The organism is Mycobacterium sp. (genome assembly GCF_004298145.1).
In the GTDB taxonomy this organism is placed as follows: domain Bacteria; phylum Actinomycetota; class Actinomycetes; order Mycobacteriales; family Mycobacteriaceae; genus Mycobacterium.
The window spans coordinates 58,830-75,630 of sequence record NZ_SCRH01000039.1 but is presented as its reverse complement, the minus strand read 5'-3'; the positions used below and the strand labels follow the sequence as shown (position 1 = coordinate 75,630).

Here is a 16,801-nt window from a genome sequence, read left to right as displayed (position 1 = left end):
GGCCGACGCTCATGCTGCTGGACGGCAATTCCCTGGCGTTTCGGGCGTTCTATGCGCTGCCCGTCGAAAACTTCAAAACCCGCGGCGGGCTGACCACCAACGCGGTCTACGGCTTCACCGCGATGTTGATCAACCTGTTGCGTGACGAAGCCCCGACCCATATTGCCGCCGCCTTCGACGTGTCACGGCAGACCTTCCGCTCCGAGCGTTACCCGGAGTACAAGGCCAATCGGTCGGCGACGCCCGACGAGTTCCACGGCCAGATCGACATCACCAAGGAAGTCCTGGCGGCGCTCGGCATCACGGTGCTCGCCGAGGCGGGGTTCGAGGCCGACGACCTGATCGCCACCCTGGCCACCCAGGCCGAAAACGAGGGCTACCGCGTGCTGGTGGTCACCGGCGACCGCGATTCCCTGCAGTTGGTCAGCGACAACGTGACGGTGCTCTATCCCCGCAAGGGGGTCAGCGAATTGACCCGTTTCACACCCGATGCCGTCGTCGAAAAGTACGGGCTGACGCCCACGCAATACCCCGACTTCGCCGCCCTGCGCGGCGACCCCAGCGACAACCTGCCCGGCATCCCGGGTGTGGGGGAGAAGACCGCGTCCAAATGGATCGGCGAATACGGGTCGCTGCAGGCGCTGGTCGACAACGTCGACTCGGTGCGCGGCAAGGTGGGTGACGCGCTGCGCGAACATCTGGCCAGCGTGATCCGCAACCGCGAGCTGACCGATCTGGTCAAGGACGTGCCGCTGGCCCAGACTCCCGACACGCTGCGGCTGCAGCCGTGGGACCGCGACCAGATCCACCGGCTCTTCGACGACCTGGAGTTCCGGGTGCTGCGGGACCGGTTGTTCGAAACCCTGGCCGCCGTGGAACCCGAGGTCGACGAGGGTTTCGACGTGCGCGGCGGCACGCTCGAAGCCGGCGAGCTGGCGGTGTGGTTAGCCGAGCACAGCTCCGGGAAGCGCTTCGGGCTGGCCGTCGTGGGCACCCACCTGGCCTACGACGCCGACGCCACCGCGCTGGCCATCGTCTCCGCCGACGGGGAGGGCCGCTACATCGACACCGCGACGTTGGATCCCGAAGACGAAGCGGCGCTGGCTTCCTGGCTGGCCGATCCCGGCCCGCCCAAGGCGTTGCACGAAGCCAAGCTGGCGATGCACGACCTCGTCGGACGGGGATGGTCCCTGGCCGGTGTCACCTCCGATACCGCATTGGCGGCCTACCTGGTGCGCCCCGGACAGCGCAGCTTCTCCCTCGACGACCTGTCGCTGCGCTACCTGCGCCGGGAGTTACGGGCCGAAAACCCTGAACAACAACAGCTTTCACTACTCGACGATACTGACGGCACCGACGACCAGGCGGTGCAGACGCTGCTCCTGCGGGCCGTGGCGGTGCTCGATCTCGCCGATGCGCTCGATGAGGAGTTGGCCCGCATCAACTCCACTTCGTTGCTCAGCGGCATGGAGCTGCCGGTGCAGCGAGTGCTGGCGAGGATGGAAAATGCCGGTATCGCAGTCGATTTGGCGTTACTGAGCGAGCTGCAAAGCGATTTCGCCAACCTGATCCGCGATGCGGCCGAAGCGGCCTACGCGGTGATCGGCAAGCAGATCAACCTGGGCTCGCCAAAACAGTTGCAGGCGGTGCTCTTCGACGAGCTGGAGATGCCGAAGACCAAGCGCACCAAGACCGGTTACACCACCGACGCCGATGCCGTGGCGTCGCTGTTCGACAAGACCGGCCACCCGTTCCTGCAGCATCTGCTGGCCCACCGCGACGCCACGAGGCTCAAAGTCACCGTTGACGGGCTGCTGAATTCGGTGGCCTCCGATGGGCGCATCCACACCACGTTCAACCAGACCATCGCGGCGACGGGCAGGTTGTCATCGACCGAGCCGAACCTGCAGAACATTCCGATCCGCACCGAGGCGGGCCGGCGGATCCGCGACGCGTTCGTGGTCGGCGACGGCTACAGCGAGCTGATGACCGCGGACTACAGCCAGATCGAGATGCGGATCATGGCCCACCTGTCGCGCGACGACGGGCTGATCGAAGCGTTCAACACCGGGGAGGACCTGCACTCGTTCGTCGCCTCACGCGCCTTCGGCGTGCCGATCGAGGAGGTCACCGGCGAGCTGCGCCGCCGGGTCAAGGCCATGTCCTACGGCCTGGCCTACGGGTTGAGCGCCTACGGGTTGGCCGCTCAGCTCAAGATTTCCACCGAGGAGGCCAAAGTCCAGATGGAGCAATACTTCGCCCGGTTCGGCGGGGTGCGCGACTACCTGATGGACGTCGTGGAACAGGCCCGCAAGGACGGCTACACGTCGACGGTACTGGGCCGCCGCCGGTATCTGCCCGAACTCGACAGCAGCAACCGCCAGGTGCGGGAGGCCGCCGAGCGGGCGGCGCTCAACGCACCCATCCAGGGCAGCGCGGCCGACATCATCAAGGTGGCGATGATCGAAGTCGACAAGGCGATCAAAGACGCCGGGCTTTCCTCGCGGATCCTGCTACAGGTGCACGACGAGCTGCTGTTCGAGGTCGCGGCGGGGGAGCGAGAACAGCTGGAGGCCCTGGTGCGCGACAAGATGGGCGGCGCCTACCCGCTCGACGTCCCGCTGGAGGTTTCAGTCGGCTACGGCCGCTCGTGGGACTCCGCCGCGCACTAGCGCGGCAATTGGGGCGTCGCGGCGCACTGCAGGCGATTGAGGGGCGAATTTGCTGCTCAGCCAGCCGCCGAGCTGGGTGCCGCCCGCCTGCGGGCGTAACGTCACGGCGAAGGATTGCCGGAAAATTCGCCGTGGCGTTACATTCGGGGCGACCGTTCGACCGGAGTCAACCGCGCTGGGTTTGGCCAGCGTGTGCACAGTCGAGTAGCCTCGATGGGTAAATCCCAATTGTCCCTACGACCAAACCTGTCCGGAGCAACCCAACAATATGCCGAGTCCCGCCGTCACCTCGCCCCAAGTAGCCGTCAACGACATTGGCTCCAGCGAGGACTTTCTCGCCGCAATAGACAAAACGATCAAGTACTTCAACGATGGCGACATCGTCGAAGGCACAATCGTCAAAGTGGACCGGGACGAGGTGCTCCTCGACATCGGCTACAAGACCGAGGGCGTCATCCCCGCCCGCGAGCTCTCCATCAAGCACGATGTCGACCCCAGCGAGGTCGTTTCCGTCGGTGATGAGGTCGAGGCTCTCGTTCTCACCAAGGAGGACAAAGAGGGCCGCCTGATCCTGTCCAAGAAGCGCGCGCAGTACGAGCGCGCCTGGGGCACCATCGAGGCGCTCAAGGAGAAGGACGAGGCCGTCAAGGGCACCGTCATCGAGGTGGTCAAGGGTGGCCTGATCCTCGACATCGGCTTGCGTGGCTTCCTGCCCGCGTCGCTGGTCGAGATGCGTCGGGTCCGCGATCTGCAGCCGTACATCGGCAAGGAGATCGAGGCCAAGATCATCGAGCTGGACAAGAACCGCAACAACGTGGTGCTGTCGCGCCGGGCGTGGCTGGAGCAGACCCAGTCCGAGGTGCGCAGCGAGTTCCTCAACCAGCTGCAGAAGGGCGCCATCCGCAAGGGTGTCGTCTCCTCCATCGTCAACTTCGGCGCGTTCGTCGATCTGGGCGGTGTGGACGGTCTGGTGCACGTCTCCGAGCTGTCCTGGAAGCACATCGACCACCCGTCCGAGGTGGTCCAGGTCGGTGACGAGGTCACCGTCGAGGTGCTCGACGTCGACATGGACCGCGAGCGGGTTTCGTTGTCGCTGAAGGCGACTCAGGAAGACCCGTGGCGGCACTTCGCCCGCACGCACGCCATCGGCCAGATCGTTCCCGGCAAGGTCACCAAGCTGGTGCCGTTCGGTGCGTTCGTCCGCGTCGAGGAGGGCATCGAGGGTCTGGTGCACATCTCGGAGCTGGCCGAGCGCCATGTCGAGGTGCCCGACCAGGTGGTTGCGGTCGGCGACGACGCGATGGTCAAGGTCATCGACATCGACCTGGAGCGCCGCCGGATCTCGTTGTCGCTCAAGCAGGCCAACGAGGACTACACCGACGAGTTCGACCCGGCGAAGTACGGCATGGCCGACAGCTACGACGAGCAGGGCAACTACATCTTCCCCGAGGGCTTCGACTCCGAAACCAATGAATGGCTCGAGGGATTCGACAAGCAGCGCACCGAGTGGGAGGCCCGCTACGCCGAGGCCGAGCGCCGGCACAAGATGCATACCGCGCAGATGGAGAAGTTCGCCGCGGCCGAGGCGGCCGGGCACGCCGCGGGCGAGCAGTCGCCGGGCAACGGTGCGCCTCCGGAGAAGGCGGGCGGATCGCTGGCCAGCGATGCCCAATTGGCCGCGCTGCGGGAGAAACTCGCCGGCAACGCGTGATCCCTTCCTGACCACGCCATGCTGCGTATCGGGTTGACCGGTGGCATCGGCGCCGGCAAGTCGGCGCTGTCCTCCACGTTCGCGCAACACGGCGCCGTCATCGTCGACGGGGACGTCATCGCGCGTGAGGTGGTCCAACCGGGCACCGAAGGGCTGGCGGCGCTCGTCGCGGCGTTCGGTGACGACATCCTGCTGCCGGACGGATCGCTGGATCGCCCGGCCTTGGCCGCCAAGGCCTTTCGCGACGACGATGCGCGCCAAACGCTCAACGGGATCGTTCATCCGCTGGTGGGCAAGCGCCGCTCGGAGATCATCGCGTCTGTGTCCGCGGATTCGGTGGTGGTCGAGGACATTCCGCTGCTGGTGGAGTCCGGGATGGCGCCGCTGTTCCCGCTCGTGGTCATCGTGTACGCCGACGTCGAGGTGCGGCTGCGACGGCTGGTCGACCAGCGCGGCATGGCCGAAGACGATGCCCGCGCCAGGATCGCCGCGCAGGCGAGCGACGACCAGCGCCGTGCGGTCGCCGACATCTGGCTGGACAACTCGGGCAGCCCGGCGGAATTGGTGCAACGGGCCCAGGACGTGTGGGACAACCGGATCGTGCCTTTCGCCCACAACCTGAGCACACGTCAGACCGCCCGGGCGCCCGCCCGGTTGGTGCCGCCCGACCCGAGCTGGCCGGACCAGGCGCAGCGAATCCTGAACCGCCTGAAGACAACCTGCGGGCACAGGGCGCTGCGGGTCGACCACGTCGGTTCGACCGCCGTGCCGGACTTTGCCGCCAAGGATGTCATCGACGTTCAGATCACCGTCGAATCCCTTGCCGTCGCCGACGAACTCGCCGAGGCGTTGTTGTCCGCCGGTTACCCGCGCATCGAGCACGTCACCGAGGACGTCGCCATGCGGGATGCCCGCAGCACCGTCGACCGCTACGACCGCGATGACGATCCGGCGCTATGGTCCAAGCGAATTCACGCCTCGGCGGATCCCGGCCGGCCCACCAACGTGCATATCCGGGTGGACGGCTGGCCCAATCAGCAATTCGCCCTGCTGTTCGTCGACTGGCTGACGGCCGACTCCGATGCGCGCGCCGAGTACCTGAACGTCAAGCGCGCAGCCGAAAAGGAGGGCGGCGGGGACACGGCGGCCTATGTCGCCGTCAAAGAGCCGTGGTTCCGCGACGCCTACCGTCGGGCCTGGAAGTGGGCCGACGCGACGGGCTGGAAGCCCTAGCACGATGGTGGCGACCCGCTGCGCGCGGCTTCGCCGCGCTGGCGATCGCCACGGGCACGATGGTGGCGACCCGCTGCGCGCGGCTTCGCCGCGCTGGCGATCGCCACGGGCACGATGGTGGCGACCCGCTGCGCCCGGCTTCGCCGCGCTTAAGGCAAGGCCGCCCCGCACTGCAGCGCGCCGTTGTTGGGATCGGCGTTCCCGGCGACCGGCCTGACCATTTGGTCAGCCTGGACGAAAACGTTGTCGTCCACGTCGATCTCGCAGTGCACGTTAGCCGAGTACGGGAAGTGCAGCACGATGCGCATGCCGGCCTGCTGCGGATCGGGCAACACCGTGTCGGCTTCGAATGCATTGCCGGGCATCGAGCTCAGTCCGGCCGTGTTCGTCTGGCCGCCGTTGATCACGAACGTGGCCTGACTGCCCGTCGTGACGCCGTCGATCCTGGCCCGATAGACGATGTTGTGCAGATCCGCCCCCGCCGTCGCCGGATTCAACTGGGCGCCGGCCGCGATCACCGTCACCGCGGCGATGGGCAGGAGCGTGCGACCTTTGCAGCTCATAGCCGGTGACATTACAGCCAGCGCCATGTGCGAACCAGATGGTTTGCGCTACGGCCGGCAGCGCGGACACCGGCGCATTTCACTCGCCCACCGACCGCCGCTAGCGCAGGCGGTGCAGCGTGGCAGAACGCACGCACCGGCGACGCCCAGCCGTGCCGGCAGCCGGGCAAAGCTGGCGCGGCGCCCTCGAAGGCCACCACCTCGCCGTCCAGGGCGAAGCGGGCGACGGGCTGGGCGGCAAGCACATCCACCGGTTCTGGATAGGTTCGGTTGAGCGCCTGACGATTTCGCGACAGTAGCCGTACCCGATCGCCGCCGCGGAACGCCGGGCAGCGCCTGCCGGCGAACGTGCGCCCGAAGATCCCGTGCGGATTTGAGAACCGGTACTCGGGCCGCCCCAGGGCTTGTGGCCAGACACTGCCGGGACGGAGGACGAGCCGTTACGCCGGTGGCATCAAGACGGTGTCGATCATGTAGACCGTCGCGTTGGCGGTCGTCACCCCGCCGCAGACCACGCCGGCGTTGTTGACGGTCAGGTTGTTTCCCTGACCGTTGACGGTCAGATCGCCGCCCTGCAGAGTGCGGTGATTCCCGATCACCTTCGCCGGGCTGAGCTGGCCTTGCACGACGTGGTAGGTCAAGATCGTGTTCAGCATCGCGGAGTCGGTTTTCAGCTGGTCGATCGTCGACGGCGGCAGCTTGTTGAATGCCTCGTCGGTTGGCGCGAACACCGTGTACTGACCGTTGTTGAGGGTGTCCACGAGATTCACCTGCGGGTTGAGTTGGCCGGAAACCGCAGAGGTCAGCGTCGTGAGGATCGGGTTGTTGGAGGCCGCCACCGCCACGGGCACCTGCGACATTCCCTGCACCGAGGCGGGGCCGTTGGGGTGTGCGCTCGCATAGGCGGCGCATCCCGGTCCCACCAGGTCAGCGGCCGCGGCCACCGGGGATGTGGTGATTGCGAAACCCATCATGGTCACCGCGGCAAGCCCCGTTGCCGCCATTGCATTTTTGTCCAGTTTCATCGCCTTGCTCCTCCGGTTCGTCGGCGCCCATCGTCGGCCGCCGTACGGGGGATTCGGAGCCGTGGCGGCGCTGGATTGCCCTCTGCCGCGACTGGTGGTGATCAGCCGTAGGTGAACGAATACACCCGCAGCCCTTTGCCGGGGTGTACCTCGAGGGTGGCGGTTTCGGGATGGTCGTCGCCGACGATCTGGTGTGACGTCGGCGGCCCGCTGATCGGCAGCGCGGTGGAACGACCGTCGCGCATCACCGTGACGGTCCCGGTGCCGCCGGCGACGATATAGACGTTTCTGGCGTGGTAGTTGAGTTTGATGCTGGACTGGTCGCCGTCGGCGGTCGCACCCTGGTAGTCGAGCGTCCACGGCCCGCGCAGCGCGAAGCTGTCGGCGGCGAGGGCCCGGGGATAGTCGAATGTTGCTGAGCCCTCGTCGTATTGGCCGTTGCCGCCGTAATTGACGACCTTGCCGACCGCCAGGTACGTCTCGGGTGTGGTCCGGCCTGCCGGCGGGAGCTCGGCGGTGTCCACCGGCGGGGGCAGCGAAGCCCCGGGGTCGGCACGGGAGATCAACTGCCGGATCAACCCCTCGGTGACGCTGTAGTCGCCCTCGCCGAACTTGATGTGGCGCACCGTTCCGTTCGCGTCGATCAGGTACTCCGCAGGCCAATACCGATTGCGGTAGTTGGTCCAGGTCGAATAACCGTTGTCGAGCGCGATCGGATATTTGACGCCGAGTTCGGCGGCGCCCTGGGCGACGTTGCCCGGCACTTTTTCGAACGCGTACTCGGGGGTGTGCACGCCGATGACTTCGAAGTTGTCGTCGTGGTAGGCGTTGTGCCAGCCGACGACGTGGGGGATCGCGCGCTGACAGTTGATGCATGAGTACGCCCAGAAGTCGATCAACACGACCTTGCCGCGCAGCGATTTCAGGTCGATCGGTATATCGCCGGGGGTGTTCAGCCAGCCGGCGATGCCCTTGAGATCGGGTGCCGGGCCGCAGTTTTCGAGTTCCGGGCCGCCGTTGCTGCAGTTGGACAGCTGCGCGTTCTGATCGTTGACGATGCCGCCCAGGTTGAGCTTTTCCCGGACCCGACGATCGCCGGCGAGTTTGTCCTGCAGCCCGGTGGTGTAATCGGGAATGGTCTGCTGCACCAAAGCGGGCACATTGAACACGAGCGCCACCGCGAGCACGATCGTGACTATCCCTGCGGTGATGCGGATCTGGCGCTGCCGGCGCCGGAAGGCGGTCACCCGTTGCGCCACCTGCCGACCCGCCAGGGCGAAGAACAGCAGCGGCAGCGCGGCGCCGATCGCGAAGGCGCATGTCAGCACGACCGTGCCCGGCCCGATCGAGGCGGTGGCCCCGGCCACCACGATGGCGGCCAGTACGGGTCCGGCGCAGGGAACGTAGAGCACTCCCAGCGCCAGGCCGACACCGAAACCGTTGCCGCGATGGCCGAAACGCTTCTGCGGGATGCGCGCGAACGGGCGCTCCAGGAGGTGCCCGACCTTGGGGAAGATCAGGCCCAACCCGATTGCGACCAGGGCCGCCAGCGCTACCCAGCGGATGGCGTCCTGCGGCAGGCCCAGCAGCGACAGCAGTGACGATCCGATCAGGGTGACCAGGCTGAAGCTGAGCACGAGACCGCAGATCACCCGATAGGGCCGTAACTGTTGTGACAGCGCACGTTTGGCTGCCGCCGCGTCACCGCCGGCGCCCTGGGCGCCGGAGAAAAAGATCACCGGCAGCACCGGCAGAATGCACGGCGACACGCCGGTGATCAAACCTCCGACAAAGCCGATCAGCGCGAGAGTCAACATGAGTGTTATTCGCAGCCGTTCCGGTCATGGATCGTATCGATCCTGATGGGCCCGCGCGGCGGGCACACGCAAAGACAGCCGGGCCGGTCTGGCCCGACTGCCTTTGGCCGATGCGCCGCAGGACCTACTGGGCCGGCGGCATCAGCACGGTGTCGATCATGTACACCGTCGCGTTGGCGGTGTGCACCCCTCCGCACACCAGACCAGCGTCGTTGACCTTGAGGGCATTGCCCTGGCCGGTCACGTGCACACCGGCGCCCTGCAGGGTCGCATGGCTGCCATCGATCTTGTTCGGACTCGTCTGTCCCTGCACGACGTGATAGGTCAAGATGCTCTTGAGCATCGGCGCGTCGGTCTTCAGCTTGTCCAGGGTCGCCGCGGGAAGTTTGTCGAATGCGGCGTTCGTCGGCGCGAACACTGTGTACTGGCCGTTGTTGAGCGTGTCGACGAGGTTCACGTCCGGGTTGAGCTTGCCCGACAGGGCCGACGTCAACGTGGTGAGCATCGGGTTGTTCGACGCCGCGGTGGCGACCGGGTCCTGCGCCATCCCTGCCACCGAGCCCGGGCCGGTGGGGTTCCGCGTCGCGTAGTCCCCACAACCCGGGCCGACCAGGTCAGCGGCAGGGTCGGCGGTGCCCGATGTCGTGGCGGGCGCGGCCATGCTGCCGGCCGGGGTGCCGGTCGTCGGCCCAGACGCCGAGTTGTTGCTGGAACATCCTGACAAGCCGACTAACAGTGCGGTCGCCGCCAGCCCCGTGGCCGCTACCGTCCTTGATCGAGCGTTCGTCATTGCGTTCGACTCCTTCGTCGTGGGCGGCCTTGCGCCGCCGGATTTCGGCCGGACAGCAGTCATTCGGAGACGGGTGGGCCTTGGACGGAAATGAATTGACGTGCGCTGACGGACCGCACGTGCCCTCGAATCGGTTTCTCACGACGTCCGCAACTGGGTCGGCCCCGAATACCTGTAATGCAGGTCGTCGCAGCCGGAGGGTCGGCGCGCGTGCGGGCGGGGCGGCGCGACTCGTTACGCTATCGCGCCATGGGTAGTTCGGCGCGCATCGGCGGCGAGCTCGATACGTTGCTGCGCCGGGTCGCGGAACAGGACGTCGACGCGTTCGCGCAGCTCTATGACCAGACCCGCGCCCGGGTGTTCGGCTTGGTGTTCCGGGTCCTGCGCGATCCCGGATACAGCGAGGAGACAACCCAGGAAATCTATCTGCAGTTGTGGCGCAACGCCCGAGCCTATGATCCCGCAGCGGGAAGTGCGGTGGCCTGGATCCTGTCGCTGGCGCACCGCCGGGCCGTCGATCGGGTCCGGGCCGAACAGGCGGCGACGGACCGCGAATCACGCTACGGCGCCGGCGATGTCGAGCGCGACCGCGACGTCGTCGCCGACGCCGCCATGGCCCGCGACGAGCGCGATCGGGTCGTCGAATGCCTACAGGGGTTGACCGACGCCCAGCGTCAATGCATCGAATTGGCCTACTACCAGGGCCTGACCTATGCTCAGGTCGCCGAGCGGCTCGCGCAGAACCCGTCGACGATCAAATCACGGATCCGGGATGCGTTGCGCAAACTCCGTCGTTGTTTGGATGTGCCATGACCGACCCATCCGATTTCACCCTGCTCGAGCTGGTCGCCGCCTACGCGCTGGATGCCGTCTCCGACGGCGAACGCGCAGATATCGAACAGCGGGTGGCCGCTGCGCCACCGTCGGTCGCCGAGGCTTTTCATGCCGAAGTGCGGGCGGTCCGCGAGACCATGGCTGTCGTGTCGGCGCACACCGAGCTGGAGCCGCACCCGAGACTGCGCACCAACGTGTTGGCGGCCGTCGAATCCGATCGCTCCCGCCGGACCCGTTGGCGCACAGCGCTATTGGCGGCTGCCGCCGCCGTGGTTGCTGCCGTGATCGCTACCGGTGTCACCGTGGCGCTGCGCCCGAGCCCGACGACGTCGACGGCGGAAGCCGTCTTTGCCGCGGCAGACGTTCACACCGCGACCGCGGAGCTTCCAGCCGGCGGCATTGCGACCGTCGTGTTCTCGCGGCAACGGAACGCGGCGGTGGTCGTGCTGAACAACGTCGCCCCGCCTCTCCCCGACACCGTCTACGAGATGTGGCTGATCGACCAGAACGGGCCACGACCGGCGGGCACCATGGGTGCCGACACCGTCAAGCCGTCCACCACCGCCATACTGCCCAACCTCGGGCACAGCACCGCGCTGGCGATCACGGCCGAACCCGGGCAAGGCTCCGCCCAGCCCACGACCACACCGTTTCTCAAACTTCCGTTGAGCTGAGCCAGGTGAGCTCCATGCCGCCGCCGGCAAGCCACCGCGACAGGTCATAACCGTTGCGGGCCAACCCATCCACGGCGGCCACGGCGCGCCGCACCGCAAGTTCCGCGACGTCGGGAGTCAGCAGGCCGTGCCGGACGGCGTCGAGCAACTCGTCGATATCGGCCAGTTCCGCTCGGGCGCCGGTGCGGACCTCGATGTCCAGGTAATGATCCTCGGACCGCCAGACTTCGGGACCGGGGGTGTATTCGCCCACATCCAGGTAGAAGTCATGGTCGCGTTCGTGCCCCGGGTTGAAGTGAAAGACCGTGGCGCGCAGGCCCAACGAGGGCAGCAGCCACGACTCGAGGTAGTGGAACTGGGCGCGGCCGGGAGTCGGACGGGCGACGTAGAGACCCCAGGGATGCACGGCATACTGGTCCACGGACCGCACGATGCCCTTGGGATCGGTGTTGGTGCGGCCCGGCAGGTCGAACGTCTCGTGCTTCGGTGGATGGATCTCGCTTTTCCTCCCGGATGAGATGCCACTCTACCGGCGCAACCGGATCTTCCACCGCACAAACCCGGCGTAGAACAGCGACAAGGCCGCCAGCATGCCCATGTCGAGCAGCCAGATCCTCGCCGTATGCTGCCAGAACCGGTCCTGGGACAGCAGCGAATCGGGCACCAGGTGCCGCAGGTCCACCGTCGACGCCGCGGCGGCGTAGCCCCAGCGCGCCGGCATCGCCCACGACAGCTGGTTCAGGCCGAGCCGGCCGGTCACCGGCACCATGCCACCGCACAGCACCAGCTGCGCCATCACCGTCACCACGAACAGCGGCATGATCTGCTCGCTGGACCGCACCAGCGACGAGATGGCCAGGCCCAGTATGGCCGAGGCGACACACGTCGCCGCGACGGTGGCGCACAGTTCGAAGGTGGCCCCGGCGGTCGAGTGGCCCAGCAGAATCGCGCCGCGCGTCGGCGCGCCCTTGCCGCCCACCACGATTGCGGTGACGATCGCGGACTGCAGGATGGCGAACCCGCAGAACACCGCGCCCTTGGCGAGCAGGTAGGCGGTGGTCGACAGGCCCACCGCTTGCTCACGCTGGAAGATGACGCGTTCGCCGACCAGGTCGCGAATTGTCAACGCGGTGCCCATGAATGCCGCGGCCGGCATGAGCAGGGCGAGTATCTGTGCGGCTTCGTCGGGTGTCCCCGCATTCGGGCCGGGCACATGAAATCCGTTGCTGCCCGGGACGGTCAGGGACAGCGAACCCAAAATGAACGGCAGCAGCGCCAGGAAGATGAAATAGGCGCGGTCAGCGATGACGAGGCGAAACTGCCGCCGGGCGATCGTCGAAATCTGGCGCCGCACGCTGGTGTGTACCGGGTCACCGAGCCCGCTCGGCTTGTCGGTCTTGTCCGGCATGAGCTTGCGGGCCGCGCTCCGTTCCCGAAAGCGGCGGTTGGCTTCTTCGGGGTCGGCGCCGACCTGGGTGAAGATCTTGGCCCAGTTGGTGGTTCCCATCGCGTCGCCGATCTGCTCGGGCGAGCCACAGTAGGCCGTCTTGCCGCCGGGGGCCATCAGCAGCACCTGGTCGCAGACGTCCAGATAGGACAGCGAGTGCGTCACCACCAGGACGACACGGCCGGCGTCGGCGAGCTGGCGCAGCATCGTCATGACCTGCAGGTCCAGCGCGGGGTCCAGGCCCGAGGTGGGCTCATCGAGGATCAGCAGCGACGGCCCGGTCAACAGTTCGAGTGCCACCGAGGCGCGTTTGCGCTGCCCGCCGGACAGCTTGTCGACGCGGGTGTCGGCGTGCTTGGTCAGGTCGAGTTCCTCGAGCACCTGGGTGACGACCGTGGCGCGGTCCACCTTGCCGGTGTCGGGCGGCAGCCGCAGCTCGGCGGCGTAGCCCAGTGCCTGGTTGACGGTCAGCTGCCGATGCACCACGTCGTCTTGCGGCACCATGCCGATCCTGCTGCGCAGTGACGCGTACTCGGCGTGAATGTTGTGTCCCTCGAACGTAACTGAACCCGAGCTGGGTGTGGTGTAGCCGGCGATGAGCCTGGCCAAAGTGGTCTTTCCGGCGCCCGACCCGCCGATCACGGCGGTCAGCGTCCCAGGCCGTGCGATCAGCGAGATGTCGTCGAGCAACTGCTTGCCGTTGTCGACGACGTATTCGATGTTGCGCACCTCGAGGCCGCCGGTGCGCGGCGCGGCCTCGCTGCGCTGGGTGAGCATGCGGTCACGGAACACCAGGTCGACGTTCCCGATAGTGACGACGTCGTCCTCGGACAGGATGGCCGAACCGACCCGGGTGCCGTTGACGAACGTTCCGTTGACGCTGTTGTCCCGGATCTCGCTGCCCAGCGGCGTGGGCACCAAGGTCGCATGCTGACGCGACGCCAACACGTCGGGGACGACGATGTCGTTTTCGGCGGCGCGCCCGATCGTCATGGCGCCGGCCGTGCCCGCGGCCGACGACGCGCGCGGCGAGAGCAATCGCACAAAGCGCGTCGCCAGGTTCGACACGTCGGCCGTCTTGGCATCGATCACCGTGAATTCCGTTGCCGGCGTGGGGGAGGGCTGGGGCTGCGCCACGTGTGCGGCGGGCGTTACGACCTGCAGCCGGGCCGACGAGCCGGGGTCGATGACGGTTAGCTCCTCCGGCGGTGCGCCGCGCATTCGCGACGGTGCTACGCGCGGTGGCGGTGCCGGGCGAGGCCGCGCGCCGTGTGGACGCCGCCGGGCGGGTGGGGGTCGACGCGTCGGGTTCGTTTGCTCGCCGAGCGCGTTCCACGTCAGGGTCGGCGGTCCGGAATCGTGGCTCGGCCGGGTCCGGGCCGGGTGGCCCGCGTGGCCCTGCTGGGGCCCGATCGCGAAAGTCAGATGCGGGCCTCGCGGGTTTCCGACGTGGATGCTCTGGCCGTCGTGGATATCGATGACCGGCATCCGGTAGCCGTTGAGATACGTCCCGTTCAGCGAGCCGTTGTCGATTGCCAGCCATCGACCTTGATCGAAACGCAGTATCAGATGCGCGCGCGAGATTCGCAGATCGGCAATCCGCACATCGGCCTGCACGTCGCGTCCGACGACCACTTCGCATCCGGCCGCGAATGATCGTTGGGACCCGTCGTGCCGAATTGTCAGGAGAGGCGGGGCGGGTCGAGTCACCACTCAAGTATCGGCCCGTGCCGGCGGTGGCTCTATGGGATCCGGCTGTGACTTCCCTTTGTTTTCGGCTTGGCTATTCATAGCGCTTTCATAGCCGCCTGAGGCGAATCGCCCACTGGCGTGGGGCATTATTCGAGCGAGGGGGCCAAAGCATTGATGGATGAGCACAAGCGAACGACCCGGCGCATCAGCGCCGGGCGCGGACTGCTGAGCAACCCGCGCCAGGCCCGTGACGCCTTGCGCGCGGGCTTTCATTCGCTGCCCGCCATGCCCATCGGACAGCTGTTTCGCCGGATACCACCGGTGGATTCCACACCGAACGCGGAACCTGAAGCGGCACAACGGGACAGCGGGTCCAGTGTGTTGCAGCTCGCGGTAGGGAATGGCGCATCATTCGCCGGGTACGCCATCTTGCGGCGGCTGGGGGCCGGCGGCATGGCCGAGGTCTACCTGGCTTTGCATCCCCGGCTGCCGCGGCGCGACGTGATAAAAGTCCTCGCCGAGGCGGTGACGGCCGATCCCGAGTTTCGCGAAAGGTTCAACCGTGAGGCCGATCTCGCGGCGACGCTGTGGCACCCGCACATCGTCGGTGTCCACGACCGCGGCGCGTTCAACGGGCACCTGTGGATTTCGATGGACTATGTCGAGGGCACCGATGCCTCGCGGCTGGTCAAGGAGGGCTACACCGAGGGCATGCCGATCCGCGAGGTGTGCGCCATCGTGCACGCGGTCGCGGGCGCGCTGGACTACGCGCATGACCGAGGCCTGCTGCACCGCGACGTCAAGCCCGCTAACATCCTGCTCACCCATCCTGAAGCCGGAGAGCGCCGAATCCTGTTGGCGGACTTCGGTGTCGCGCGTCACCTCGGTGACATCAGTGGGATCACCGAAACCAATGTCGCGGTGGGAACCGTGGCCTACGCCGCGCCCGAACAGCTGGCGGGTTCTCCCATTGACGGGCGGGCGGACCAATATGCTTTGGCGGCAACGGCTTTCCATCTGCTCACCGGTGCGCCGCCGTTCCGGCATTCCAACCCGATCGCCGTGATCAGTCAGCACCTGCACGAGGAACCGCCCCGGCTCAGCGATTTTCGGCCGGACCTGGCGGAGCTCGACGACGTGTTTTCAAAGGCACTCGCGAAACGGCCCGAGGACAGGTTCGGGCGGTGCCGTGCGTTCGCCACGGCCGTCAGCGAGCAGTTCTCCGACGCCGACGCCGGCGGCGGCGCCGGGTCCGGCACCGCCGGGTCGACGTCGCGCCGCCGGCGCGGACCCGGCGGCGCCCTTGCCGCCGTGAACCGGCGGTTTTCGTCGAAAACCCGATGGGCTACCGCGCTGGTGTGCGCGGTGCTCGTCGCCGTCGCGGCAACCTGGTCGATCCTGTACTCGTTCGAGCCCACCACGCCGCCGGCCAACCCCGCGCTCGCGTCCAAACCGTCCGTCCCCGCCCCAAGCGCCGCGCCCACCGCGGGCGGACCGGCGCTCAGTGGGACCTACCGGCTGGACTACGACCAAACGAAGCGGACAACCAACGGCATCGGCATCCGGCACGGCGGAGCCACCACCGGCTGGTGGGCGTTCCGGTCGGCCTGCACGACCAACGGGTGCGCGGCCACCGGGACCCAGCTGGACGATGCCACCCACCAACTGGCCGGCACGGGCCAGTCCGACACCCTGCGCTATGTGGGTGGCTACTGGCAGGGGGCACCCGAGCAGCTGCGAGTGGGCTGCACCCCGCCGAGCGGACAGATCCCGGCCACCCAGCAGGAAACCATCGCCCGGTCGCTGGCGCCGCAGGCCGACGGCACGCTGCGCGGTACGGAGACCGAGACCGTGCTGAGCAACGAGTGCGGCGCCCAGGGGGCGGTGGTGCGGGTGCCCGTGGTGGCCACCCGGGCCGGCGCCGCCCCGGCGGGGGTGGCGCTGGGGGATCCCGCCCAGGTCGTCAACACCTCGACCACCGCGTCCGCGCCGGCGCCGCCGGTGCTCGGCGGGCTGTGCGGCGATGTCGGCAAGGTCGCCTATGACCCGACCAACAACGAGCAGATCGTGTGCGAAGGCGGCAGCTGGGCCAAGGCCCCGATCACGATGGGCGTGCACGCCGCCGGTGGCTCGTGCGACCGGCCGGGCACCTCGGTGTTCGCCATGAGTACCTCCAGCGACGGCTACCTGCTGCAATGCGATCCGGTCACCCGGACGTGGACGCGTCCCGCGGGATAGCCGAGGACGGTCACTCGGGAGCCGGCCTCCGGGTACCGATAGGTGAGTTTCGGATCCGCTGGCGCATCCGCTAGCACGTTCGGGAAGCGCGTTGTCCTTTCAGGC

Annotated in this window: 13 protein-coding genes and 1 pseudogene; 7 read left to right on the top strand and 7 right to left on the bottom strand. The window is 67.4% G+C overall.

Annotated elements, in window-relative coordinates; translation table 11 throughout:
* Nucleotides 1–11 precede the first annotated feature (11 nt).
* The 3 genes from polA (at nucleotide 12) to coaE (ending at nucleotide 5,616) form a co-directional block, all read left to right on the top strand.
* Complete coding sequence (gene polA, locus EPN51_RS15720; protein WP_293044342.1) at nucleotides 12–2,672, top strand: DNA polymerase I; 2,661 nt, start codon at nucleotides 12–14, stop codon at nucleotides 2,670–2,672.
* 268 nt (nucleotides 2,673–2,940) lie between these two features.
* Nucleotides 2,941–4,383, top strand: a complete 1,443-nt coding sequence (gene rpsA / locus EPN51_RS15715) for a 30S ribosomal protein S1 (RefSeq protein WP_293044198.1) — start codon at nucleotides 2,941–2,943, stop codon at nucleotides 4,381–4,383.
* Between the two features lie 18 nt (nucleotides 4,384–4,401).
* Entirely contained in the window at nucleotides 4,402–5,616 is a 1,215-nt protein-coding gene (coaE, locus tag EPN51_RS15710) for a dephospho-CoA kinase (protein ID WP_293044196.1), read from the top strand.
* A 149-nt stretch (nucleotides 5,617–5,765) separates the two neighbouring features.
* Here the strand turns inward: coaE and EPN51_RS15705 are convergent, their stop codons facing one another.
* The 5 genes and pseudogenes from EPN51_RS15705 to EPN51_RS15685 all read right to left on the bottom strand — a co-directional run bounded on the left by EPN51_RS15705 (nucleotide 5,766) and on the right by EPN51_RS15685 (nucleotide 9,682).
* On the bottom strand, nucleotides 5,766–6,179 hold the full coding sequence (locus EPN51_RS15705) for a hypothetical protein (protein WP_293044194.1): 414 nt from the start codon (nucleotides 6,177–6,179) through the stop codon (nucleotides 5,766–5,768).
* Between the two features lie 141 nt (nucleotides 6,180–6,320).
* Nucleotides 6,321–6,568, bottom strand: a pseudogene (locus tag EPN51_RS29035) (ATP-dependent DNA ligase); the annotation flags it as partial.
* 51 nt (nucleotides 6,569–6,619) lie between these two features.
* Nucleotides 6,620–7,204 carry a fasciclin domain-containing protein gene (locus tag EPN51_RS15695; RefSeq protein ID WP_293044190.1) on the bottom strand — a complete coding sequence of 195 codons (585 nt, stop codon included), beginning with the start codon at nucleotides 7,202–7,204 and terminating at the stop codon, nucleotides 6,620–6,622.
* A gap of 101 nt (nucleotides 7,205–7,305) precedes the next feature.
* Nucleotides 7,306–9,021 (bottom strand): cytochrome c biogenesis protein DipZ, encoded by a 1,716-nt coding sequence (locus tag EPN51_RS15690; RefSeq protein WP_293044188.1) that lies wholly within the window; start codon nucleotides 9,019–9,021, stop codon nucleotides 7,306–7,308.
* Between the two features lie 124 nt (nucleotides 9,022–9,145).
* Nucleotides 9,146–9,682, bottom strand: a complete 537-nt coding sequence (locus tag EPN51_RS15685; protein WP_293044340.1) for a fasciclin domain-containing protein — start codon at nucleotides 9,680–9,682, stop codon at nucleotides 9,146–9,148.
* Here EPN51_RS15685 and EPN51_RS15680 point away from each other — a divergent pair.
* The 3 genes from EPN51_RS15680 (at nucleotide 9,654) to EPN51_RS15670 (ending at nucleotide 11,319) form a co-directional block, all read left to right on the top strand.
* On the top strand, nucleotides 9,654–9,905 hold the full coding sequence (locus EPN51_RS15680; protein ID WP_293044351.1) for a hypothetical protein: 252 nt from the start codon (nucleotides 9,654–9,656) through the stop codon (nucleotides 9,903–9,905). The two genes, EPN51_RS15685 and EPN51_RS15680, sit on opposite strands and share 29 nt — an antisense overlap.
* 155 nt (nucleotides 9,906–10,060) lie before the next feature.
* Nucleotides 10,061–10,624: an ECF RNA polymerase sigma factor SigK gene (gene sigK / locus EPN51_RS15675; protein ID WP_293044186.1), complete on the top strand. Its 564-nt coding sequence runs from the start codon at nucleotides 10,061–10,063 to the stop codon at nucleotides 10,622–10,624.
* Nucleotides 10,621–11,319, top strand: a complete 699-nt coding sequence (locus tag EPN51_RS15670; RefSeq protein ID WP_293044184.1) for an anti-sigma factor — start codon at nucleotides 10,621–10,623, stop codon at nucleotides 11,317–11,319. The genes sigK and EPN51_RS15670 overlap by 4 nt, the downstream gene beginning before the upstream one ends.
* On the opposite strand, the gene EPN51_RS15665 is transcribed toward EPN51_RS15670, so the two are convergent.
* Complete coding sequence (locus EPN51_RS15665; protein ID WP_293044182.1) at nucleotides 11,300–11,749, bottom strand: DUF402 domain-containing protein; 450 nt, start codon at nucleotides 11,747–11,749, stop codon at nucleotides 11,300–11,302. The two genes, EPN51_RS15670 and EPN51_RS15665, sit on opposite strands and share 20 nt — an antisense overlap.
* A gap of 96 nt (nucleotides 11,750–11,845) precedes the next feature.
* Nucleotides 11,846–14,479 (bottom strand): ATP-binding cassette domain-containing protein, encoded by a 2,634-nt coding sequence (locus EPN51_RS15660; RefSeq protein WP_293044180.1) that lies wholly within the window; start codon nucleotides 14,477–14,479, stop codon nucleotides 11,846–11,848.
* 153 nt (nucleotides 14,480–14,632) lie between these two features.
* Here EPN51_RS15660 and EPN51_RS15655 point away from each other — a divergent pair, with 153 nt between their 5' ends.
* On the top strand, nucleotides 14,633–16,696 hold the full coding sequence (locus tag EPN51_RS15655) for a serine/threonine-protein kinase (RefSeq protein ID WP_293044178.1): 2,064 nt from the start codon (nucleotides 14,633–14,635) through the stop codon (nucleotides 16,694–16,696).
* Nucleotides 16,697–16,801 lie beyond the last annotated feature (105 nt).

Bases quoted from the DNA above. Each gene is read 5' to 3' on its own strand.
- coaE (WP_293044196.1), top strand. From the start codon at position 4,402: ATGCTGCGTATCGGGTTGACCGGTGGCATCGGCGCCGGCAAGTCGGCG.
- EPN51_RS15655 (WP_293044178.1), top strand. From the start codon at position 14,633: ATGGATGAGCACAAGCGAACGACCCGGCGCATCAGCGCCGGGCGCGGA.
- EPN51_RS15685 (WP_293044340.1), bottom strand. From the start codon at position 9,682: ATGGCCGCGCCCGCCACGACATCGGGCACCGCCGACCCTGCCGCTGAC.
- rpsA (WP_293044198.1), top strand. From the start codon at position 2,941: ATGCCGAGTCCCGCCGTCACCTCGCCCCAAGTAGCCGTCAACGACATT.
- polA (WP_293044342.1), top strand. From the start codon at position 12: ATGCTGCTGGACGGCAATTCCCTGGCGTTTCGGGCGTTCTATGCGCTG.
- EPN51_RS15695 (WP_293044190.1), bottom strand. From the start codon at position 7,204: ATGAAACTGGACAAAAATGCAATGGCGGCAACGGGGCTTGCCGCGGTG.
- EPN51_RS15705 (WP_293044194.1), bottom strand. From the start codon at position 6,179: ATGAGCTGCAAAGGTCGCACGCTCCTGCCCATCGCCGCGGTGACGGTG.
- EPN51_RS15670 (WP_293044184.1), top strand. From the start codon at position 10,621: ATGACCGACCCATCCGATTTCACCCTGCTCGAGCTGGTCGCCGCCTAC.
- sigK (WP_293044186.1), top strand. From the start codon at position 10,061: ATGGGTAGTTCGGCGCGCATCGGCGGCGAGCTCGATACGTTGCTGCGC.
- EPN51_RS15690 (WP_293044188.1), bottom strand. From the start codon at position 9,021: ATGTTGACTCTCGCGCTGATCGGCTTTGTCGGAGGTTTGATCACCGGC.